Here is a 21087-nt window from a genome sequence, read left to right as displayed (position 1 = left end):
GCCGGGAGAGCCTGCCGACTGAGACGACCTTACTGCTTCCTCAGGCGCTCGATCTGCACCGTGAAGCGTAGCCGCATCACAAGCCCGGATTCGTCACGGACCTCGATCGAGGACTCGCTCGGTTTGACGGGGCGCTCAAAGCTATCGGCTGCAGCATCTGCCATAGCGCGAGCGGCTTCTCGCTCTACCTGCTCAAGAGTGGAGAACTCTAGGCCCTCCTCGTCGACGGCGCGCCCGTATTTGTCCCTTACATCGAAATAGTACCTTCCCATCGGCAACCGATCTTTAACCCGTCAATTAACCCCTGTTACTTTCGTTCCTAAGACAGTTACGACGCTTTGCCAGCGCTCGAGCCGATAGATCTTCCCTCACCAATCAGCAAAGCTTGGAACTGCAAGAAGGAACAACGGAGGCTGCTACCCAATTTCCTTTGTGAACGACCGCACCCGTCCTAACCTAAGCACAAAAGTGCTGAGGTTATCCGTCAGATGGATCTTGAAGACTTGTACCGGCTTCTGCGCAGCGAGCACGTCCAGGCGCAAGGGATCGTTGACACCCTGGAGGAACCCCTCCTGGTTCTTGACCAGTCGGGTTGCGTGCTTACAGCCAATCGTGGGTTCTACGAAACCTTCAGGGTCGCTCGCGATGACACCGTCGGGCGGAGCCTTTTTCACCTTGGCAACGGTCAATGGGATATCCCCGAGCTCAAGCGCCTTGTGCGCGAGATCATCCCCCGGTCTACGGCCGTCGTTGGATACGAGGTGACGGCCGAGTTCCCGACCATCGGTCGGCGCACCATGCTGGTCAGCGCGCGCCGTTTGGTTCACCCCGACAATAACAGCACGAGCATCCTCATCCTGTTCGAGGACGTGACCGACAGGCAGCAGCGCGACGCCCAAAATGACATTCTCCTCGCCGAAACCCGCCATCGGATGAAGAACCTTCTCGCAATCGTGCGATCGCTCGCCAGTCAGACAGAAGTGGAAGGCCGATCAGCCAAGGAGTACCGCAACGCCTTCTTGGGGCGCTTTCAAGCTGTGGCGGAAGCCGAGACCCTCGCACTGGCTGGCGCCGCTGCGACGGATCGACGAGTGAAGAAGCCAAGTTCACGTTCGCTATGCCGCTTTTGGCAGAGGCGTGAACTACTTCACTCGAGGAAGATATCCATCAGGGATAACAAGTCCTCCCTCTATTCAAGGTGCAAATGATTTCCCTGCGGCCCCTGACAATGCGGGCTCCGGAGTCGTTGCGGACGGAGAGCCCGATTGCAGTGACAGCTGGTGGGTAACTACCTGTTTTGTGAAGGACGAGGTTCCTTTTCCGCTAGGTTTCCTGCATGGTCCGGCATGGCAAAAATAAAAGTGAGCTTCAAACCGGTTCGCAAATCTGAGGGCGATTGGACTATCATCGCTGATTATCCAGGCGCAGAGCCTCGAGAAATCACGGGCTTCACGAGCAAAGCCGATATTGATGACTGGCTGAATGGAGAGCGTCGGATTGCCTGGCTCCGATCACAAGGCTACGCGAAGTAACTTGATGACGCCTTCCTCAACGATCATGCCCCTGGGAAGATTCTGGCGCGCGTCGAATATCCCGCTACCATCTCCACTGATCCAGCTTCCCTCAACCAAACCGCCATTTTTCGCCGGTAGGTACTGGCTTGTAGCCGTGGAGTACTTTCGCGGCCGGAGGCCTCAGGTGCTCCTTTATCAAGAAGAGTGTCTCAACGCCTTCAAGGGGGGTAGCAGCTGCTGACGTGGCATTGCCTTACAAGGCGATGCGGCCATGATAAACGGGTGCCTCCTACGCAAAGGGCGGTACCTCGACTAGCGTTCCGATCAAGCGCAACAATGCTTGCTGTTCGGGTCCCTTCCCGTCACGCAAGAACTCACCCAACTCAACATGAGATAGCCGGCCGCCAGACGGCGAATTGGGCTGGTGGATGATGAAAGCGTAACCGTTTGTCGGCTCGCGTGCGATGAGCCATGCGTCGCCATTTGGGCTCCGATAGAGCTCCCGCCGGTCTGACATTTTTCCTCCTCGTTGCCTTCGGAAAGCGTACGAGCCCGAACGGACGCTTGCGATCACTGAAAATACGAAAGCTGATCTTCCGTAACAACGCGCTCGATGTTCTTGGATTTGCACCTGATACGATACCTAACTCGTCCATCAGACTCGAGGGGCATGTGCTGTACGATCGTGTAAATCATCTGCGGTTCAGTTCCGGCGCGTCCTTGCGGGCCTTGAGCTTGATGGCGAACGTCCTCATTCAGCTTGTAGGCATATTGCATAATTCTTCCTCATCGCTCACAACTCGATCTGAGTTCTTGGTGTCCGGTGGAATCCCTAGTCGTCAAGAATGGATTTTGTTGCCTCGAATATCTGTTCCGCTGTGCCCTTGATCGTGCCCTTCGCCCAGGCTTGAAACACGGTGACGTAGGCGTTCTTGTAAGCCGGTTCGTCTGCAGAAAAGTAGACTTCGTCGGTGGCCGTATCCAAGACAAGCGCTCCTGTATCGATGCAAATTTCCTCGATTAGTACCAGGCGTTCTTCTTGCTCGGCCAGATGACGTTTTACGATGCTCATTGAATCTCCTGCTTGGGACCAAGGATAGCACGTTCCAGATGCAGCCGCGTTTAGTCGACACGCCGGCGTGGTCGCACTTCGTTGTGTCAGACTGGGGCAGCCTGTAAACATCGCGCGGCTTGAAGTGCAACTCCCTGAAAAGCCTTTGCTGTTCTTCCCTCAAAGTTGAACTACGTGCCGCCAACCAGCCTTCGAGAACGGCTGCGAGTACCAACGTCGGCGCCTGACTTGGCTTGCGTAAGTCCGACGATCGTCCGCGGTCACGTCAATGCTAGTAAACAAGTTGCCGAACGACATTGCGATGAACGGCAATTCCTGCGACAGGCCGCGTTTCGATTTGCGAGGTGAAATCACCCTTCCGATGAGGAATGTCGAACTGGGCCGACTATCAGCCTGTAGATGGGCACCCAGGCGGTGTTCCATGATTCCATCGTAGCGCCGCAAACCGAGCAATCGAAGCTGGCGATCTGCCGGCTAGGTGCCATCGCCTCGGTTCGGCTATAGACGGCGCCGCACCGACAAGATCGGTGATCAGAATCGTGCATACAGACCTATGCACCTGAAAGACGAACCAAGCCACTCGGAAATGAATTTGCGCGATGAGCTTCGAGACAGACCTCGGTTCAGCTTAGTCGTAACCGAGCGACACAAGGGCCTATTGTCGAAGCGAAACCACAGACGAGCCCATTGAATTTCTTTGCTGGATTCAATCAAAAACCCCGCCCCCGATGGCTCGGGGCGGGGCAGGACCGCAAGCTCTGCCAGTACATCCGTGGCTGGAGCGACAGGTCTGTCGTGCTGTTGTTTAAGCAGCACGAAGATTTTCGGCAGCGGACTTACCGGTACGACGGTCTGCCACGACGTCATAAGACAGCGTCTGACCTTCGCTCAGAGTCCCCATACCAGCGCGTTCGACAGCGCTGATGTGAACGAAGACGTCGTTGCTGCCGTTCGTTGGCTGGATAAAGCCAAAGCCCTTTTGGGTGTTAAACCACTTCACTGTACCCGTGTTCATAAGGTTTTCCTTTCGCGTGCGCGCAAGACCCGGCGCGCGGAGCTGCGGCCAGTGTCCAATTAGTCGATGTTGGAGAATGTCTGAAACGTGCGCGCCGCAAGATCTGAGGCGAAAGCGGAACAGCGGTTCGGCCAGTATCGATGGCGAGACCATATACCAGCAGTTGAGAAAGTCAAGAATTACGAGAACCCGCACTCGCCAAACGCGTGTCGGACGATGGTTATAGGTGGATGACCCAAACCTGGAGGGGTCTGGGTCTCGCGCCAGAGACCGATATTTCAATCTTGCGACTGGTGAGCCCTTCGTGCCAGACGCCAAACGGACGCGGACCCTACTCTACGCGCCCGGGAAGGCGAGCGCTCTTAATCTTGTTGGTGGCCTTGAGCTTGCCTCGGATCGAGCCGCAAATGTCCCGGAACCCCAAGCCCAAGCGAGCTCTTTCGTTCACCATCTCAGCTGTCCCAGATCCAGCGGAGATTGTTAAACGCTAAGCGTCGCCAGCGGTTTTGACCCCCAACAAACCTAACCCAGCTACCTGTCGCTGACGCTGATATATTTCTAGAACGCGGAACGCCGACCTGTGGGGAATGTTGCCTTAAACGCCGCAGAAGCTTCGCGAGGAGCGCGACGGTCGACCTCCGCGGCAGGAACGGCTTAACGCCAGCCCTGGTCACGATCTTTCCCCATCCCCAATTGTGAGAGAATGCCATGAACAGGTACAAGCCGACCCATTTCCGTAATTCGCTGGATTTGAGAGACAAAGTACAAGTCAAGATACTTCGTAAGCGACTCAAGCTGTCGGATGAGCAGTTTACTAGCGTCGTGCGCAAGTCTGGCACCGCCATCTCGGCCATTACCAAGGAAGCATCCACTTTAAAATCAGGGTGAGTATTGGTTCGTCGCCGGCCTGTTGAGCCACAAAGACCGTGCCTCCGTGCCAGCGAGATTGCTCGAGCCCAGGAAGCGCGGGCAGAACGAATAGAGCTCCCGACAATCGACAATCTACCGCGTTGCCTTTGATTCTTGCCGATTTCTAAAAGCCGAAATCGCCATATGGACCAGGTGTAGTTTGCCTTTAACTGCGGGCGAAATGTCGAATGGGTACGCGTCGGCAAGACCTAGCGAGCGGTTGAGGCGGTTGATCGTAAGTGCGAGCGGGGCCCAAAGCTCCAAAAGTGCGCCAAAATCGCTTTCGAGATAGGGATCGTTTAGAGTGTGCTGAGCGCGCGCGTCCAAAGACAGCGGAAGTCCTGCCAGCGAATCCAGGGTCGAAACGATATGTAGGAAGTGGGCGAAGGTTTCAGCCCAGTCTTCCCAGGGGTGAGATGTCGCATACATGCTAATGTGACTTGTCGGATCGTCCGGCCGATCTTGACGGGCGTAATAGGCAGCAAGCGCAGCCTGGTAATTCTCGGTCTCGTCGCCGAACACCAGCCGAAAGGGCGATAGGAAGCCTCCTTCATGTATCAGCGCATTCCAGTAGAAGTGGCCTATTTCGTGTCGAAAATGACCGAGAAGGGTGCGATAGGGTTCGCGAAATGAAACGCGCCTGATCTCTCGTTGCACATCATCGGCCTCCGCAAGGTTGATCGTTATCAGGCCGGATTCGTGCCCTGTCAGGACCGGCCCGTGCTCGTCGGACAGAATCTCGAATGCCAGCAGAAATCCACCCGCGAGCGCGATGGGCAGGCGGAGCCGTCGCAGGTCGTAGATCAGCCTGCGCTTGGCTTCCTCCACGCGCGTCCAAAGCGACACATTTTGCGTATTCTGCGTGCTGGGAATGACCTGGGTCAGGGAGCAGGACAGGCAGTAGGAAGCTGTCGCAACAGCGCACCAGTTGCAACCGATGATATTCCGGTTCACGCATTCAAGGGCACTTTTCACGCCAATCATTGCCATGTGGTCAGGATCGAACATCAACGGCTGCGTACAGCCATTGCATTCGGAAGCCTCGAAAGCCGTTAGCTGCCCACAATGAGGACACTTGAACTCTCTCATGGTCGCACACGATCATTGAGGGTGCCGATCAATGCGCGCTGCTTCTTTAATGCGCGCTTCCTCAGAATGTCAGCGTCGGCTGCACTCACAGTGCGACGCGCGCCCTGATAGGACGCCTTGTCGGACACGAGCTGGGCCAGCCAGTCTTGCACCGGCTGAATGGACATGGGTTTGATTTTGGATCGCATTTCCATCTTTTGCAAAGCCCTCACTCTGGAATCGGTTCCGGTCAGGTGTTGGACGGTTGATCCGCCGCAATCGAGCATGCTGCTGGCGGTCGCAGCCGTGATGTCATACTATTCGCGCTTGAGCACTCGCGGCATTCATCGGTGACGATGCGCAGACAGCTCTTGCGACGTTCTCAATCGTCTCATTGGAGCCAGATCCTATGAAAATCCGCGTTGGCTTCGAGATGATCTACGATTTTCCGCAACCAACACCTCTGATTGCAGTTGTCGGCACCCACTTCACGCGGGCATCCGACATCGTCGTGCCCGATCATCTCGTCAGCGAGCCGTCAGTGCCGATCACGCCCTATCGAGACGGTTTCGGAAATTGGTGTAGCCGTCTCGTTGCGCCCGCCGGCCGCATGCGCCTCACAGCGGACGGCATCGTACGAGATAGCGGTCAGGCCGACCTGATCGTACCATCAGCGCAGCAACATGCGGTGGAAGATCTTCCTCCGGACACCATCATGTATTTGCTCGGGAGCCGGTATGTCGAGACCGACCGACTTACCGACGTGGCGTGGAAGTTGTTCGAGAAGACCGCGCCTGGTTGGGCACGGGTCAAGGGCATCTGCGACTTCGTCCATAACCACATCGCTTTCGGCTACGAACACGCCCGCCCCACCAAGACTGCCTGGGAAGTGTTTAACGAAGGCAAAGGCGTCTGCCGGGATTATGCACATCTGGCTATTGCGTTCTGCCGCTGCATGAACATCCCCGCGCGCTATTGCACGGGCTACCTCACTGACATTGGCATGGCACCTCCATATGCCGCCGGGGATTTTGCCGGCTGGTTCGAAGCCTATATCGGCGGGTGCTGGTACACATTCGATCCCCGTAACAACATTCCGCGGATCGGTCGCGTGCTGATCGCGCAGGGCCGCGATGCCGCGGACGTTCCAATCACCCAGACATTCGGCCCCAATACCCTACTGGACTTCAAGGTTTGGACCGACGAACTCGTGTGTTGATCGCCCCAGCGGCGAGTTGGGCAATGCAACTGCCAACCAAGCGCGGAACAGAACCGCCACAGACTCCAAAAGCGCGATAAGCAGCGGTCTATTGCTTGCATTTATTGGCTTCGAAGATCAGTGCCGCCTGAAATAGGCGGCCCGCCTTTGTTCGGACCTCGACTGCAACGTCCGGGCTGTGAATCGGCGCGGGGTCAAGCAGCTGCAAGTCTCGGCAATAATGCTCTGAAGCCAATTAAGAAAGGCCAATCGGGGTGGGGTTACGATCGGCGCCGATTGGGACCCCACCCGATGCAGAATCCGGTATTTGCTACAATGAATTGCTACCGTTAGTTCAAGGGGCTTAGTTCGGCGCCGATTCACAGCGCGCCCTTCAGATTCGCGCCACGGCCTTAGCCGAATAGTTCACGCCGTACGTTGTGCAGATTAGATGGCCGTATAACCGCCGTCGGCATGGACGCATGCGCCGGTAATGATCGAGGCCCGGTCACTGGCAAGAAAGGCGACAACCTGCGCTATCTCCTCGGGCTGGGCGAGACGTCCGATCGGCTGGCGCAGCAGCATGTTCTGCCGCGTCGCCTCGGGGAGCTTGGCGAGGAGCGGCGTGTCGACATAGCCCGGCGAGACGCAATTTGCCCGAATGCCCTGGCGAGCGTAGGTCAGTGCGACCGACCGTGTCAGATTGACCACGGCGGCTTTCGCCGCCGAATAGGCGTTACTGTTCTCCTGGCCGACATGGCCAAGGATCGACGCCATGTTGACGATGGCTCCGCCGCCGGTCGCCAGCATGACGCTTGCGGCGAACTTGTTGCAGATCGCCACGCCCGTGAGATCGACGTCGATCACGCGGCGCCAGTCGGCAAGATCGAGCTCATGAATCGGCGCTTTGCGCTCCGGAATTCCTGCATTGGCGACGAGGATGTCGAGCCAGCCAAATTTCGCGACCGCCGCCTGGATCAGGGCGGCAACGCTGCTCTCATCAGTGACGTCGACACGCCAAAACGCGGCCTGAAAGCTGTCGGCGGCGAGCTCGGCCGCGAGGGCAGCACCGCTTTCGGCGAGATCGCCGAGCACGACTTTCGCACCCTCGGCCACGAACAACCGCGCGATTGCGGCCCCGATCCCGGAGCCAGCGCCTGTGACGACAGCGACCTTTCCCTCCAGCAGCACGGGTCCCTCCTGTTCGGCCAGCGACCTGCTGGCCGCCCTCAGTTCTTCTCGAAGCCCGGGCGCGGAATCACGCCCATGATCGTCCTGGTAAAACCGCCGTCGACGACGATTTCCTCACCGGTGATGTAGCTTGCACGCTCGCTGGCGAGAAACACTACCGCATCGGCGATGTCCGCCAGCCGGCCGATGCGCTGCGCCGGCACCAGGGCCCGCCGCGCGTCGTGGACGCCCGGAGCCTGATAGATTGCCTCGGTCATCGGCGTGCGGATCATGCCGGGGCTCACCACATTGCTGCGCACGCCGCGCGGTCCCCATTCCACGGCGAGCTGACGGGACAGCATTACGACGCCGGCCTTGCTCACGCTATAGGCGCCGCTGTAGCCCTGCGGGAACGACGCCGAGATCGACGCGACATGGACGATGGCGCCTGCGCCTCGCTCCAGCATCGGCTCGCCGAAGATCCGCGCGCAGCGCAAATAGCCCGTCAGATTGAGCGACAGAATGCCGTCCCAGTCGGTCATGCTCACGGTATCGAGGCTGCCGGGCAACATGGTGCCGGCATTGTTGACGAGGATCGACGGCTGACCAGCCTTGGCCGTGATCTGTTCGGCGACGCGCGCGACGCTGTCATCGCTGATGACATCGCAGGCGAAAAATTCCCCGCGTCCGCCGCTGCTGCGGATCTCCGCCGCGACGGCCGAGCCGGCCTCGTCCCTATCGAGGACGACCACATTTGCGCCAACCGCTGCAAGGCCAAGAGCGATGCCGCGCCCGATGCCGGCGCCGCCGCCCGTGACCACGGCGACGTTCGACGTGAGATCGATCCAGGTCATCCAGGGCTCCGGAAGTTGAGAGAAAACGACGCACGCATCAGGAGGCGAGGCCCACGAGGGACGGCAGTTCGATCCTGCCGATCAGCCGGTTCTCCTGCGTGACGATGAGATGTTCGGAGGCCCTGAGATAGGCCGGCCAGTCCGCATCCTTGTCGCGCGCGGCATGCTGGCGCTCGAACTCGCCCATATCAGGGAAGCCCCAGAGGTGCACGATCTGGTTCAGCGGCCCGACCGCGCTCGTGAACATGCCGAGCGGCCGCCCCAGATATCTAAGCTGGACCGGCATTGCGAGCCGATCGAACACATCGATGAACTCCGCCATTTTCCGCAGAGCAATGGTGTAAACGCGCAAATCGACGATGGCGTGCTCGGTCATCGGAGCTCTCCCTGCGGCGCGATCAACTGCGCACCAGCGCGCAGTTGCCTTCCTCGACGGGCCGGAACGCTTCGTCTGCGCCGAGCGTCGAGACCAGCTTGTAGACGTCCCCGGTCGATTTGCTATCGGCCGGCTTCTTCACCTCGAAGAGGTATGCCGGGTGGATCTTGCGTCCGTCCGCACGGATCGAGCCCTGCCCGAAACAATCGTCGTCGGTCGGCATCTTCTTCATCAGTTCGACCACGTCGCGGCCGTTGCGCTTGGCCCGCTCGACGCCAAGCTCCTTCACCGCCTTGAGGTAGTGCAGCACGCAGGCGTAATCGCCGGCCTGGCTCATATTGGGATAGACGTTGGCGGCGAGGCGCGGCTTCACTCGGTTCATGAAGGCGCGGGTCCGGTCGTTCAGGTCCCAATAGAACGTCTCCGTCAGCGACAGCCCCTTCGCCGTCGACAGGCCCATGCCGATGACATCGGTGACATAGCCGACCAGGGCCGCCATGCGCGTGCCGCCCTGGTCAAGCCCGAACTCCTGCGCCTGCTTCAGGCAGTTGATCAGTTCATTGCCGGAATTGGCAAAGGCGATCACATTGGCGCCGCTGGACTGTGCCTGCAGCAGGAACGACGAGAAGTCCGACGTCGAGCCGAAGGGATAGCGCACCGAGCCCAGCACCGTGCCGCCGGCCGCCTTGACGAACTTTGCCGCATCCGCTTCGGCCGCATGGCCGAAGGCATAGTCGGCGGTGAGGAAGAACCATTTCGAGCCGCCGGTGCGCACCAGCGAGGTCGCGGTAGAGTGAGCGAGACACCAGGAGTCCCACGACCAGTGCACCAAGTTTGCACTACAGCTCTTGCCGGTCAGGTCGGACGAGCCGGCGGTGGTGATCAGCGCGACCTTGTTCTTGTCCTCGATCAGGTATTTCGCGCCGAGCGCGATCGAGCTGTTGCCGACATTCTCGATGACGTCGACGCCGTCCTGGTCGAACCATTTACGGATGATCGCGAGCCCGACATCGGCCTTGTTCTGGTGGTCGGCCACCAGGATCTCGACCTTGATGGACGGATTGGCCGACATGAATTCGGCAGCAGCCTGCTGCGCGCAAGCGACCGTGGTCGGCCCCGAGACGTCGCGATAGATGCCGGACATGTCAGTGATGACGCCGATGCGGATGGTGTTGTCGGATTGCGCCCACGCCAGGCGCGGCGCCAGGGTTGCCGCGAGACCTGCGCCGACAAAACCGCGTCGCGTGATATTCATGTCGTTTCTCCCTCATAGCCGCACCGTGCCGGCGCGGGCTTTCGTTGGTCCGGATGGACGATGTGCGTTCAGGCCTGCTGGCCGGCCAGATGACGGCCGGTGATGTAGCCGAAGGTCATGATCGGCCCGAGCGTGATGCCGGCGCCGGGATAGTTGCCACCCATGATCGAGGCACGATCGTTGCCGACGGCGTATAGTCCGCCGATCGCCGTGCCGTCGTGGCGCACCACGCGGCCTACTACGTCGGTGGTCAATCCATCGAAGGTGCCGAGATCGCCCATGATGATCTTCAGCGCGTAATAGGGCCCGGCGCCGACCGGAGCGACGTTCGGATTGGGCTTGTGCTCGGCATCGCCGAGATAGCGATTGAAGGCCGTGCTCCCGCGCTTGAACGCGGCATCCACACCGTGCGCCGCGCCCTTGTTGTACTCGCGAATCGTTGCTTCCAGCCCGTCGGCATCGATGCCGGCATTAGTGGCAAGCTCGCGCAGCGTCGCGCCGCGGGTCAGATAGCCGTTGCGCACGAAGAGGCCGACCGGCACCGGCGCCGGCTTGGCGTAGCCGAGACCGTATTTCCGGATCGTGGCGTGATCGCAGATCAGCCAGGCTGCGGTTTCCTTGCCGCCGGCGCCGTCGGCAATCATCGCAGCGCCGACATCGTGGTAGGATTCCGACTCGTTGGTGAAGCGGCGCCCCTTCCGGTTCACGGCCATCACGCCGGGCTTGTAGCGGTCGACGAGATGCGGAAATGCGCCGGTGCGATTGCCGAGCGGCACGCGCGAGACCGGCATCCAGGCGGCGACGTTCGTAAAGCGGATATCGCAATTGCCGCCGACCTTCTCCGCCATTCGGATGCCATCGCCCGTGTTTGCCTCGGGCGTCGGCGACAGATGCTCGCCGCCGCGGGCAAGGTGCGGATAGGCACGGGCGATCCGCGCCTGATCATGGGGAAATCCTCCGCTCGCGAGCACCACCGCGCGGCGCGCCGTGATCCGGTACTCGCCCTTGTCGTCGCTCACCACTGCACCCGTGATGGCGCCGTTCTGGCTGATCAGCCGCTGTGCTGGCGTTGCCGTAAGCAGCGGGATGCCGAGGTCGAACACGGTCTTGGCAAGACGCGCCGCCAACGCATTGCCGCTGGTGATCTTGACGCCGCGGCGATACAGCGCGAGATCCCTGATGTGACTGGCAAGCCGCTTGGCCACGTAGATCGCAGAGGTGATCGAGCTCGTCACGCGAAAGAAATGCTTCAACTCGTCGTTGGACGAGTTGAACATCATCCCGATAAAGGTGATGGTCTCGAGCGGCGGCCGCAGCCTGCGGATCTCCTCGCCGAGTGCGCGGGCGTCATAGGGCGCCGCCGTGACCGAGCGGCCCAGCGTTGCGCCTCCCTCGACGTCCGGATGATAGTCGGGATAGGCGGACAAAACGAATTTGGCTTCCGTCTCCCGCTCGAAGAAATCGAGCATGCGCGGGCCGACATCGAGAAAGGCATCGATCGCAGCGTCATCGAAATGATTGCCGGTTTCATGCTTGAGGTAAGTGCGCGCCGCCTCGCGGCTGTCCGCCACGCCCGCGTCACGGGCATGCCTGTTGCCGGGAACCCAGAGCACGCCACCGGAAAACGCGGTGGTCCCGCCGAAATACTGGTCCTTCTCGATGATGATGACGTCGAGGCCGGATTTCCTGGCCGTGATCGCGGTGGCCAATCCACCGGCGCCCGAGCCCACGACCAGCACGTCGCACGACAGATCACGCTGCTGTCTTGGCATTGACGTCCTCCTCCCGTGGCGTTGTCGCGCCGCCCCGTTGTTGCGTCGGGTCATGCGAAGCATCTGGATAAGGGCGGATGCGACCGCCGCCAATGGACGAAACTCGCTTTGTATTGTACTTTCCATAAGTGCGGCGCAGCGACCAGCCATTGCAGATCGGACGCCGCCGAGGAACCCACCGGCATGATCCCGCACTACTTTTTATATGAGGAAGCGGCTCCGACGGTCGAGCCGTCATTCCTCCATATCGAGCCGATCCCGGTGCGCAGCGGGCGCCACGATTGGACAATCCGGACTCACACGCACCCCGATCACCACCAAATCCTGGTGATCAGCAAAGGCGGCGGCGCCATCGAGGTCGAAGGCGTGAGCTGGGAGGTGTCACCACCGTCGCTCGTGATCATCCCGGCGCTCACGATCCACGCCATTCGTTTCAAGCCCAACACCGACGGCTACGTCATCACCGTTGCGCCGCCCTTCCTGCAATCCGCGCTCGACCACGATGCCGATCTCGTCGAGGGCTTCCGCATACCGGTCCGCTTTCTCCCGCAACAGATCGGCAGCGACATCGACCTCGTCGGCCTGTTCGCCTCGCTCGAGCATGAGTTCGTCTGGTCGGCCCCGGGCCGCCGCACGGCCATCAAGGCCTATCTGCAACTGCTCGCGGTGACCGTGCGGCGGCTGCTCGAGCAGGAGCGCGCCCGCCCCGTGTCCACCGCACGCGACGCCGACACGGTGATGCGCTTTCGCGAGCTGGTCGAACGACATTATCGCAATCACCCGCCTCTCGATTTCTACGTGCGCAAGCTTGGCGTGACGGCCGCGCGCCTCAATGCCTGTTGTCGCGTCACGACGGGCAAGTCGTCGCTGGCGCTGATCAACGACCGGCTGCTCACGGAGGCCAAACGCAACCTGCTCTATTCCGATATGACCGTAAACGAGATAGGCGCAGCGCTCGGCTACGCGGATCCGGCCTATTTCAACCGGTTCTTCTCCAGGAACGTCGGCCTGTCGCCGGGACGATTCCGCGACCGGCTGTTCCTCGGTGAGCCTCACACGGCCGCCGGTTGAATGAGCCATCAAGCGACATCGTGCAATCTTTCGGCTAGGAAAAACGTTAAAGGCATGCGGCTTTGGTTTTGCGACGCCCTTCAATGCTCTTGAGCGGCCGGTCCAATAACATCTTGAGAACCGTCGTGCCGTCGTCATGAGGCTACTCGCCGAAGCTGGTCTGCCGTAACATGGATCTTGCCCTGCTCCCGCGCTCCGACGAAGGCAACTCTGTCCCAGCTCTCCACAAGCAATGAAGTGCCGAACGCAAACGCATTTTGGCCTATGGCGTACTTCTGCTCTTGTGGCAGGTACCTCAACTGGCCGATCTGGGTGAGAGTCCATGTCAGACGTGAGACTGTTGATCGAGGAAGACCGCAGCGGTCGGAGATCTCCCGGTTGCCCAGGCGCATGCTTGGGCCCTGGAAACACCGCAAGACCTCGAACGCGCGTGATACGACCTGTATCACTTCCTTGTTTTCTAGGCAGGACGGCTGCGTCTGTTGCGGCAGCAATCTCTTTGATCGACGCCCCATTGCTTACGTCTCCCAATATGCGAACGGCACCTACTCGCGGGTGACCGGATCAGAGCGGCAGGCGCTCCACTTGGCTCAATAGATGCCCATCTGTTCGAACAAATTTTGCCACCACGACCGCTAGTGTTCGTCGGTCGTCGCGATCACGTCCCCGATGAACACCCAACTCGTTCCATCGAACCGTGCCATCCGTGCTTGCTTCCAGGGGACCCGATCCTCCGGGGTGATATTGATCTTGATCCCGGGGACGAACATCGGGAGCTGCAGGTCTGAAATATGGGTGGCCTGGTACAGGACGTTCTCCCGCGTCAGGTCTTCGCCGCACCGTTTCAGGACCTCGACGAGCATCTGAGCTCCAAGATAGCCCGAGACGGATTGAGCCTCGCCGGCAGGCTCTCCGGGCGCCCACTCCTTCATGAACTTGTAATATTCCTGCATCGCCGCGTCGCCGTCCCACTGAGGGTCAGCCGGCATTTTGAGAAACACGGAGGTGATGGCGCCGACGGCATTCTCGACGCCCGCGGGCTTGAGCGTCGACTCGACCTGAGACAAGCCCGCGACCAGCACGATCTGGGGCTTCCAGCCGATCTCACCAATTCTGCGGATGCCCTGCGCGCCGAATTTCGGCGCCGTGGTGGCGAGAAAGATGGTGTCCACGCCGGCGGCTTTCAGCGACAGAATTTCCGAGTCGATCGTAGGATCCGTCAGATCGAAGGCGACTTCCTTGACTAGCATCGTCGCGGCCTTGTTACCAAGTCCGGCCTTCAGACCCTCAAGATATACCTTGCCGGATTCGTCATTCTGATAGAGGACACCGATTTTTGCACCGGCCTTGGCTCTGAGGAGATAGATCGCGTAAGCCTTCGCTTCCATGGTCAGCGGCATGTAGAAAGTCGTTGTCCATGGAAGATTTTTGGGATCAACCAACTTTGACGATCCTGCCGTGACCAGGATCTGCGGGACCTTCTTGCTGTTGAGATACTTTGCGATGGCGATGTTCGGCCCGGATCCCATCGTCCCGAAGATTGCAAGAACCTCCTCCCCTTCGACTAGCTTTCGGGTCTGCTCAACCGTCTTTGGCGCGCTCAGTGCATCGTCAAGCGAGAGCAGGTTGATCTTGCGTCCGTTGACGCCCCCTCGCGCATTTATCATTTTGAAATAGGCGGATTCGACGCGGCCCGAGGTGCTCAGGACGGATGCGGGCCCGCTGTAAGGCATCGTCTGGCCGATCTTGATCTCGGTGTCCGAGACGCCTGGACCATATTTTTTCTCCGCGGCGGCCGTGTGCGCCGCGGCGAACAACGTCATTCCGACTGCGACGGTTAGAATCCTTGGAAGCATGGTCGCTCCTCCTTCTGTGAAAGCGGTTGTTCGCTCCGATTGCCCTTCAGCCGAGTTGACCCTGGTTCCTGATCCAGCAGGATTGTTTTGGTTTCCAGATAAGGCCGAAGTCCCTCCACGCCTCCTTCACGGCCGATGCCCGACTGCTTGAAGCCACCGAAAGCAATCGTCGCGTCGGTCCGGCAGCCATTATGGCCGACCGTTCCTGACCGGAGCTTGCGGCTGACAGCGTAGGCATGAGCGGAGTCATTGGTGAAGACGGACGCGTTTAGTCCGTAGATCGAGTCGTTCGCGATCCGGATGGCTTCTTCCTCGCCATCAGCAGGAATAACGCTCAGAACCGGGCCGAAGATTTCCTCTTGGGCGATGACCGATCGGTTGTCGACGTTCGCGAAAACCGTGGGTTCGACAAAGAACCCTCGGCCGAGGTGAGATGGCCGGCCACCGCCCGCGGCCAGCACCGCGCCCTCGTCGCGTCCTCTCGCGATGTAGGATTCAACGCGCAGGCGCTGCTGCGCGGTAGCGACTGGTCCCATTTCGGAAGCGGCATCATAGGGATCGCCGACACGAATCTTGCCGAATGATTCACTCAGTGCCTCGACGAAATCGTCATGCCGCTTGCGATCAATGATGAGGCGCGTGATCGAATAGCAGATCTGGCCGGTGAGAACGCGAGCCGACTTCGAAATGGCATCGGCGGCCTTCTGCACATCGTAGTCGTCCAGAATCAGTGCCGCCGACTTTCCGCCGAGCTCCAGAGTGACCCGCGCCATTCGATCCGCACAGATCGAAGCGATGCGGCGGCCGGCGGCATTCGACCCGGTGAAGCTGACCTTGTTGACCCTCGGGTCCTTGACGAGAGCCTCCGAAGCTTCGCGGTTCGCAGTGATGACGTTGAGAACACCGGGCGGCAGACCGACTTCCTCAGTCACCTCTGCGAGGATATAGCCGGCGCTCGGCGCCTCGGGCGAGAGCTTGAGAACGATGGTACAGCCTGCAAGCAGCGCGGCAGCCGCCTTGTAGGCAGAGATGACCGCCGGCCCATTCCACGGCACGATCGCCGCGACCACGCCAACCGGCTCGCGCACCAGCACACCGACGCCACCGCCGCCAGTCGGACCCGGCACATGACGCTCGTGGAACGGGAACGTTCCGGCAAGGTTGGCGTGTGCCCCGAAGATCGGCCCGAGCGACGAAGCCGATCCTTTTGCGTGCAGATGGAGGATGCCCGATTCCATCGGAGCCGGCTGAGCGATCGTCTCGATACGCTCGTGAAGCTTGGCTGCGATCCGCCGGAGATAACCGGCGCGTTCCGCATGAGACAGAAGCGGCCAGGGCCCCTCATCGAACGCCTTGCGGGCAGCTGCGACCGCGGCCGCGACATCGGCTTCCTTGGCCTCGGCGACCTGGAAACCGACCTCCTCGGTTGCCGGCGCGATGACCCTGATCACGGCGTCCGAGCTCGGCTTGACCCACTTGCCGCCGATGAAGAACCGATCGGGGTAACGCATTGGGCTGTAGTCTGGATTGCTGTTGGTCACTGCAGTGTCTCTTCGTCTGCGATCGATATTTTCGATAGCTGGCTAAGCGGCCTCATGGTTTTCTGCGCTTTCCAAGCGGCCGAGAATCATGTCGGCGGCTTTTTCCGCGATCATGATGGTAGGAGCATTCGTATGCCCTCCGACGATCTGCGGCATGACGGAGGCGTCGACGACGCGCAGTCTTTCCGTTCCTCGAACACGAAGCTCGGGATCGGTCACCGCGTCGTCGCCGATACCCATGGCGCAGGTGCTGGTCGGATGCTGCATCGTCCGGATGGTTCGTCGCAGATACGAGAGAAGCGCCTCGTCGGAGGTGAACTCCCGCCCCGGACCGAGCTCGCCCGCGACGAGCGACGCCACGGGCTCCCCTGCCATGAATTCCCGCACCATTCGCATTGCCGCGAGAAGCGTGGTTCTGTCTTCGGGTTCACCTAACAGGTTGAGATGAATTCGCGGCGGCGCGCGCGGATCCGGCGACCGCAGGCACACCGATCCTCGGCTCGCGGGACGCATCAGGAATGCAGAGATTGCGAGCGTCGCGCCACTGGACTTGCGCCAGCCGGGAAACCATGTCCGCGCATTGAGCGCAGACGGGGTGAACAACAGCTCAATGTCAGGGCGTTCGAGCTCCTGGCGCGTTCGAATGAATGCCATCGCCGAAATCGGCAAGGTCGACACGGGGCCGGTTCCCGTCAGCCACCATCTCGCCACCGACGAGATGAGGCGATCGAGCCGCAGTTCGCGGTCGAATTGCATCGGATCCTTGGTACCAAAAGTCAGAGCGGTCCCTGGATGCTCCTGAAGATTCTTTCCGACAGAGGGAAGATCGACGACCGGCGTGATCCCTACGGATGCCACGTCATCGGCGGGTCCGATACCGGACAGCAACAGAAGCTTCGGCGATCCATAGGCCCCTGCGGAGAGAATGACCTCGCGGCGAGCTCCAACTTGTTTGGTGTTTGCGCCTTCCGCATATTCCACGCCGACGGCGATCGACCGCTCCATGACGATGCGCGTCACGCAGACGTCGGTCTTCACAACGAGGTTCTTCCGTCTACGTACCTGGTGAACGTAGCGCCGAGCCGTGCTGGCCCGCCGTCCACCGTGGGTCGTGATATCAGGAAGGCCGAAGCCATCGGGACCGTCCCGTTCGAAATCGTCGGTCACACGGAGCCCGGCGCGCCTCGCCGTGTCGGCGATCGCCACGAACATGGCGTCGCGCGCGAGCGGCGACGTGGTGAGAGGTCCGGAATCACCATGTATCTTCGAAGCGCCACGCCAGTTGCATTCGGCGCGCGTGAAGCTGGGCAGGACATCGTCGAAAGACCAGCCTCGGCAGCCCATCTGCGCCCACTGATCGTAGTCGAGCCGATGGCCGCGGGTGTAGATCATGCCGTTGATTGAGGAACCTCCGCCCAGCACTCGCCCAGCGGCCGGATGGATAATTCTGTCGTCGGCAAAGACCTCGGGCTCCGATGCCAGGCTCCAGTTCAGCGCGGGATCGTAGAATATGCTTCCGCATGCCAACGGCATCGGCATGAGGCGGCTGTCATCCCGCCCTCCGGCTTCGAGCAGGAGCACGCGATTGCCGGAATCGGCGGACAGCCTTGCCGCAAGCACGCAGCCAGCCGATCCGCCACCGACAATGACGAAATCGAACGTCTCATCGTTGAGGGCCGATCTGGTCATATCACGCCGACCTCGCGCAGTTCGGCAATCTCGGCAGCGCAGAGTCCGCAGATTTCGGAAAGAATGGCCTCCGTATCCTCGCCGTAGTTGGGACCTGCGCGGCCTGGAGGACCACCCGCGTAGCCCGGCGTCTCCTTCAAGTTCGCCGGGAAGTCCTTCACTGGCCAGGTCCCGATCTCGGATTGAGGCAGCTCGATCTGCCAGCCTTCGTGTCGGAGCTGCGGATCTCGTTCGCAACGATCCTGTGCGGTTTGACAGACGCCGGCGGCCACGCCCGCCGCCTGTAGCCGATACATAAGGTCGTAACCGTCCTGTGTCGTCGTCTCCTTCTCGATCAATCGATCGAGCACATCCTGATTTCGATATCGCGTGTCCAGATCACTGAAGCGAGGATCGTCGATCCATTCGCGATGACCAAGACCGGTCGCCAGTGCCTCCCATTGCTGTTCGGTGAAAACTGCGATCGCAATCCATGCATCGTTGCCACGCGTCCGATAGGCGCCGTGCGGGGCCGCCTTCTTGTAGGGAGAGCAGTTTCCATAGCGCGACCAGCGTCGCCCATTCACCGAATGGTCCAGGATCGCGGTTCCGGTCAGATAGAGTCCGACTTCGGTTTGCGATCCGTCGATATGGCACCCCTGCCCCGTCGTCGCTTGCCGATGCAGGGCCGCCAGCATGGCCGTTGCAAGATTGTAGGCGCCGAACCAATCGAGATAGGAATAGCCGATCCCGGCCGGTGGGAACGGGTCGGCGAGGCCAGACATCTCGCTGATTCCACTGAAGGCCTGCGCAGTGGGCCCAAAGGCTCGCGTTCGGCCATAATGGCCGAACTCGCCGAATCCCGATTGCTGGGCATAGATGATGCGGGGATTGAGCTCCTTCAAACGTTGATACCCCAAGCCCATCCGCTCCATCGTCCCGGGAGAAAAGCCCTCGACGATAATGTCCACTTCGCGAATCAGGCTTTCCAGGATCTGCTTTCCACGCGGACTCTTCAGGTTCAGCGACAAGCCGAGCTTGCCCGCGTTCACCTCACTGAATGCCCCACAGCGATTTGGATTTGCGGGGACTGGTGTCGTCATCGGCGCTGTGGCAGCGTCGCGCTCTGCGCGTCCGCCGGACGGGCATCTGCCTGCGCCGTAGCGAAGGCCGTCGATGCGGTCGATATGCTCGACCTTGATCACCTCGGCGCCTAATGCGGAGAGATATCGCCCTGCGCCTGCGCTTGCCAGCATCCAGCCGAGATCAAGCACACGCACGCCGGCAAGTGCAAAGGGCTTGCCGACGGCGCTGGGCCTGCCGTGCGATCGCGCAAGTCCAGTCCCTGCCACGAGCGGTGGAAGATCGCGCGGCGCGGCCCATTCTCGCAGGACAATATCGCTGTGCTCTCCGAGACGCGGCGGCCTGATCTTCTCCACTTTCCAGGGGGCATCCTCGCTGTACCAGCGCGCGCCCAGATATGTGTATTCGGTACCGTCTTCCGGATGTTTGATGGCCGCGAAAGTCTTTCGCGCGATCCAGTGCTCGTCGGTCACATTCTCCTCCGGCCGGCGCACCGGTGCCCACGGCAAACCGCGCTCCTGCCCGTCACGCCACAGATCGTCCGAAAACATCAGGCGGCCACACAGGCGATCGACCAGCACCGCGAGGCGCTCCTGGGCTGCGAGGCGTGCCTTGTCGTCGGTCTCGTGGAGGCCCTCGTCCATCCCGAACTTCGCAAGCACGGCCGCGGCGGCCCGCGGCGCGTCCGCCGTGAACGTCGGCGAGGACTGAAGATAGGTCTTGTACGGCAGCATGTATCTGCCGTCTTTCGTGATCGCGAGCGACGGGACGCTTGTCGTCCGAAACGAATGACGGCATGTCTGCCGATGGTGCGGCTGGCGCAGATAGACCCAATCCGGAAGATCCGTCTCCGTGTTTTGACTGACGGCATTGTGGATGCTGACGGTTAAGGGCTGGCCGCGGCCGGTTCGCCGTCGATAGGCGAGCGCGCCGAGGACAGCGATGACGGCAGCCTCTCCGGCAATATGATAGGCGTGCCACATCTGAGGTGCGATCGGCGGTGTCTCGTATCCCTTCTGCGGATGGGGATCGTAGCCGCAGTTCATCATGACGCCACCGAGCGCGAGATGAATGAGATCGCTCGCCTGGAAGTCGGCCCACGGGCCGCTATCTCCGAACGGACGAATACGGGCATATACGAGCGAAGGATTGAGCGCCTTGAGGGTCGCGTAGCCGATGCCGCGACTCTCGAGATAGCTGCGCTGCCGCGTGTCGATCAGCACGTCGGCCCGGCTGGCGAGCGCATGAAAGCGCTCCTGTCCAATCTTGGTGTCCAGGTCGAGGACGATGCTCCTCTTGCCGTGATTATAATGCCAGAAGAAGAGACTGGCTTCGCGGTCGGGGACATCGTTGCGGAACGGACCGATGTCACGCGTCGTTCCCCCAGCCACCCCTTCGACCTTGACGACATCGGCACCGAGGCCAGCAAGAACCTTGCCGACGTACTCGCCGGTCTCATCTGCCAGCTCGAGGACGCGAAAACCGTCCAAGTAGTGGTCCATGCCTGTCCTCCCGGAACTCACGGCTTGCATCCAGAGGCAGCCAGCGCTACATTGGTTGGGCCAATATAATGGTTGGGCCGTACTAATGTCAAGAGGGCTTTTCCCGTCAACGCGCTGGGAGCCCGGCAACACGGGGAGAGAAGATGTCGAGGAGCGTCACCAT

Annotated in this window: 18 protein-coding genes and 1 pseudogene; 4 read left to right on the top strand and 15 right to left on the bottom strand. The window is 60.6% G+C overall.

Going from position 1 to position 21087, the window contains the following annotated elements; translation table 11 throughout:
* Positions 1-29: 29 nt before the first annotated feature.
* Positions 30-272, bottom strand: a complete 243-nt coding sequence (locus tag AAFG16_RS09950; RefSeq protein ID WP_220003169.1) for a hypothetical protein — start codon at positions 270-272, stop codon at positions 30-32.
* Positions 273-488: 216 nt separating this feature from the next.
* Here AAFG16_RS09950 and AAFG16_RS09945 point away from each other — a divergent pair, with 216 nt between their 5' ends.
* Entirely contained in the window at positions 489-1208 is a 720-nt protein-coding gene (locus AAFG16_RS09945) for an HWE histidine kinase domain-containing protein (RefSeq protein ID WP_312016667.1), read from the top strand.
* 1138 nt (positions 1209-2346) lie between these two features.
* Here AAFG16_RS09945 and AAFG16_RS09940 read toward each other — a convergent pair.
* Entirely contained in the window at positions 2347-2586 is a 240-nt protein-coding gene (locus AAFG16_RS09940) for a hypothetical protein (protein ID WP_220003170.1), read from the bottom strand.
* Between the two features lie 805 nt (positions 2587-3391).
* The gene (locus tag AAFG16_RS09935; RefSeq protein WP_092226167.1) at positions 3392-3601 is read right to left on the bottom strand and encodes a cold-shock protein; all 210 of its coding nucleotides are present in this window, start codon (positions 3599-3601) and stop codon (positions 3392-3394) included.
* Positions 3602-4309: 708 nt separating this feature from the next.
* Between AAFG16_RS09935 and AAFG16_RS09930 the strand changes: the two genes are divergently transcribed.
* Complete coding sequence (locus AAFG16_RS09930) at positions 4310-4489, top strand: DUF3606 domain-containing protein (protein ID WP_220003171.1); 180 nt, start codon at positions 4310-4312, stop codon at positions 4487-4489.
* A gap of 114 nt (positions 4490-4603) precedes the next feature.
* Here the strand turns inward: AAFG16_RS09930 and AAFG16_RS09925 are convergent, their stop codons facing one another.
* Together AAFG16_RS09925 and AAFG16_RS09920 are read right to left on the bottom strand one after the other, a co-directional pair.
* A complete protein-coding gene (locus AAFG16_RS09925; RefSeq protein ID WP_342739014.1) occupies positions 4604-5599 on the bottom strand; it encodes a putative zinc-binding metallopeptidase in 996 nt (331 codons plus the stop codon).
* The gene (locus AAFG16_RS09920) at positions 5596-5865 is read right to left on the bottom strand and encodes a hypothetical protein (RefSeq protein ID WP_342739013.1); all 270 of its coding nucleotides are present in this window, start codon (positions 5863-5865) and stop codon (positions 5596-5598) included. Before AAFG16_RS09920 ends, AAFG16_RS09925 begins: the two co-directional genes overlap by 4 nt.
* A gap of 122 nt (positions 5866-5987) precedes the next feature.
* On the opposite strand from AAFG16_RS09920, the gene AAFG16_RS09915 reads away from it, so the two are divergent.
* Positions 5988-6797, top strand: coding sequence for a transglutaminase family protein (locus tag AAFG16_RS09915; protein WP_342739012.1), 810 nt, complete (start codon positions 5988-5990; stop codon positions 6795-6797).
* Positions 6798-7223: 426 nt separating this feature from the next.
* On the opposite strand, the gene AAFG16_RS09910 is transcribed toward AAFG16_RS09915, so the two are convergent.
* From AAFG16_RS09910 to AAFG16_RS09890, 5 genes are all read right to left on the bottom strand, one after another.
* Positions 7224-7967 carry an SDR family NAD(P)-dependent oxidoreductase gene (locus tag AAFG16_RS09910; protein WP_342739011.1) on the bottom strand — a complete coding sequence of 248 codons (744 nt, stop codon included), beginning with the start codon at positions 7965-7967 and terminating at the stop codon, positions 7224-7226.
* A 38-nt stretch (positions 7968-8005) separates the two neighbouring features.
* A complete protein-coding gene (locus AAFG16_RS09905) occupies positions 8006-8800 on the bottom strand; it encodes an SDR family oxidoreductase (RefSeq protein WP_342739010.1) in 795 nt (264 codons plus the stop codon).
* A 37-nt stretch (positions 8801-8837) separates the two neighbouring features.
* A complete protein-coding gene (locus tag AAFG16_RS09900; RefSeq protein WP_342739009.1) occupies positions 8838-9176 on the bottom strand; it encodes an NIPSNAP family protein in 339 nt (112 codons plus the stop codon).
* A gap of 22 nt (positions 9177-9198) precedes the next feature.
* On the bottom strand, positions 9199-10431 hold the full coding sequence (locus AAFG16_RS09895) for an ABC transporter substrate-binding protein (RefSeq protein ID WP_342739008.1): 1233 nt from the start codon (positions 10429-10431) through the stop codon (positions 9199-9201).
* Positions 10432-10499: 68 nt separating this feature from the next.
* A complete protein-coding gene (locus AAFG16_RS09890; protein WP_342739007.1) occupies positions 10500-12203 on the bottom strand; it encodes an FAD-dependent oxidoreductase in 1704 nt (567 codons plus the stop codon).
* Positions 12204-12386: 183 nt separating this feature from the next.
* Between AAFG16_RS09890 and AAFG16_RS09885 the strand changes: the two genes are divergently transcribed.
* Complete coding sequence (locus AAFG16_RS09885) at positions 12387-13274, top strand: helix-turn-helix domain-containing protein (protein WP_342739006.1); 888 nt, start codon at positions 12387-12389, stop codon at positions 13272-13274.
* A 230-nt stretch (positions 13275-13504) separates the two neighbouring features.
* Here the strand turns inward: AAFG16_RS09885 and AAFG16_RS09880 are convergent.
* The 5 genes and pseudogenes from AAFG16_RS09880 to AAFG16_RS09860 form a co-directional block, all read right to left on the bottom strand.
* Positions 13505-13789: pseudogene (locus tag AAFG16_RS09880) on the bottom strand (helix-turn-helix domain-containing protein); the annotation flags it as partial.
* Between the two features lie 120 nt (positions 13790-13909).
* A complete protein-coding gene (locus AAFG16_RS09875; protein ID WP_342739005.1) occupies positions 13910-15097 on the bottom strand; it encodes an ABC transporter substrate-binding protein in 1188 nt (395 codons plus the stop codon).
* Between the two features lie 14 nt (positions 15098-15111).
* Complete coding sequence (locus AAFG16_RS09870) at positions 15112-16671, bottom strand: aldehyde dehydrogenase (RefSeq protein WP_342739004.1); 1560 nt, start codon at positions 16669-16671, stop codon at positions 15112-15114.
* A gap of 42 nt (positions 16672-16713) precedes the next feature.
* A complete protein-coding gene (locus tag AAFG16_RS09865) occupies positions 16714-18360 on the bottom strand; it encodes a GMC family oxidoreductase N-terminal domain-containing protein (protein WP_342739003.1) in 1647 nt (548 codons plus the stop codon).
* Complete coding sequence (locus tag AAFG16_RS09860; protein WP_342739002.1) at positions 18357-21056, bottom strand: CoA transferase; 2700 nt, start codon at positions 21054-21056, stop codon at positions 18357-18359. The genes AAFG16_RS09865 and AAFG16_RS09860 overlap by 4 nt, the downstream gene beginning before the upstream one ends.
* Positions 21057-21087 lie beyond the last annotated feature (31 nt).

It is taken from the genome of Bradyrhizobium sp. B117 (genome assembly GCF_038969555.1).
In the GTDB taxonomy this organism is placed as follows: domain Bacteria; phylum Pseudomonadota; class Alphaproteobacteria; order Rhizobiales; family Xanthobacteraceae; genus Bradyrhizobium.
This window is presented reverse-complemented; position numbering and strand designations above follow the sequence as displayed.

Bases quoted from the DNA above. Each gene is read 5' to 3' on its own strand.
- AAFG16_RS09875 (WP_342739005.1), bottom strand. From the start codon at position 15,097: ATGACGTTGTTCGCCGCGGCGCACACGGCCGCCGCGGAGAAAAAATAT.
- AAFG16_RS09940 (WP_220003170.1), bottom strand. From the start codon at position 2,586: ATGAGCATCGTAAAACGTCATCTGGCCGAGCAAGAAGAACGCCTGGTA.
- AAFG16_RS09905 (WP_342739010.1), bottom strand. From the start codon at position 8,800: ATGACCTGGATCGATCTCACGTCGAACGTCGCCGTGGTCACGGGCGGC.
- AAFG16_RS09945 (WP_312016667.1), top strand. From the start codon at position 489: ATGGATCTTGAAGACTTGTACCGGCTTCTGCGCAGCGAGCACGTCCAG.
- AAFG16_RS09930 (WP_220003171.1), top strand. From the start codon at position 4,310: ATGAACAGGTACAAGCCGACCCATTTCCGTAATTCGCTGGATTTGAGA.
- AAFG16_RS09885 (WP_342739006.1), top strand. From the start codon at position 12,387: ATGATCCCGCACTACTTTTTATATGAGGAAGCGGCTCCGACGGTCGAG.
- AAFG16_RS09915 (WP_342739012.1), top strand. From the start codon at position 5,988: ATGAAAATCCGCGTTGGCTTCGAGATGATCTACGATTTTCCGCAACCA.
- AAFG16_RS09890 (WP_342739007.1), bottom strand. From the start codon at position 12,203: ATGCCAAGACAGCAGCGTGATCTGTCGTGCGACGTGCTGGTCGTGGGC.
- AAFG16_RS09935 (WP_092226167.1), bottom strand. From the start codon at position 3,601: ATGAACACGGGTACAGTGAAGTGGTTTAACACCCAAAAGGGCTTTGGC.
- AAFG16_RS09950 (WP_220003169.1), bottom strand. From the start codon at position 272: ATGGGAAGGTACTATTTCGATGTAAGGGACAAATACGGGCGCGCCGTC.
- AAFG16_RS09900 (WP_342739009.1), bottom strand. From the start codon at position 9,176: ATGACCGAGCACGCCATCGTCGATTTGCGCGTTTACACCATTGCTCTG.
- AAFG16_RS09895 (WP_342739008.1), bottom strand. From the start codon at position 10,431: ATGAATATCACGCGACGCGGTTTTGTCGGCGCAGGTCTCGCGGCAACC.
- AAFG16_RS09865 (WP_342739003.1), bottom strand. From the start codon at position 18,360: ATGACCAGATCGGCCCTCAACGATGAGACGTTCGATTTCGTCATTGTC.
- AAFG16_RS09925 (WP_342739014.1), bottom strand. From the start codon at position 5,599: ATGAGAGAGTTCAAGTGTCCTCATTGTGGGCAGCTAACGGCTTTCGAG.
- AAFG16_RS09920 (WP_342739013.1), bottom strand. From the start codon at position 5,865: ATGCTCGATTGCGGCGGATCAACCGTCCAACACCTGACCGGAACCGAT.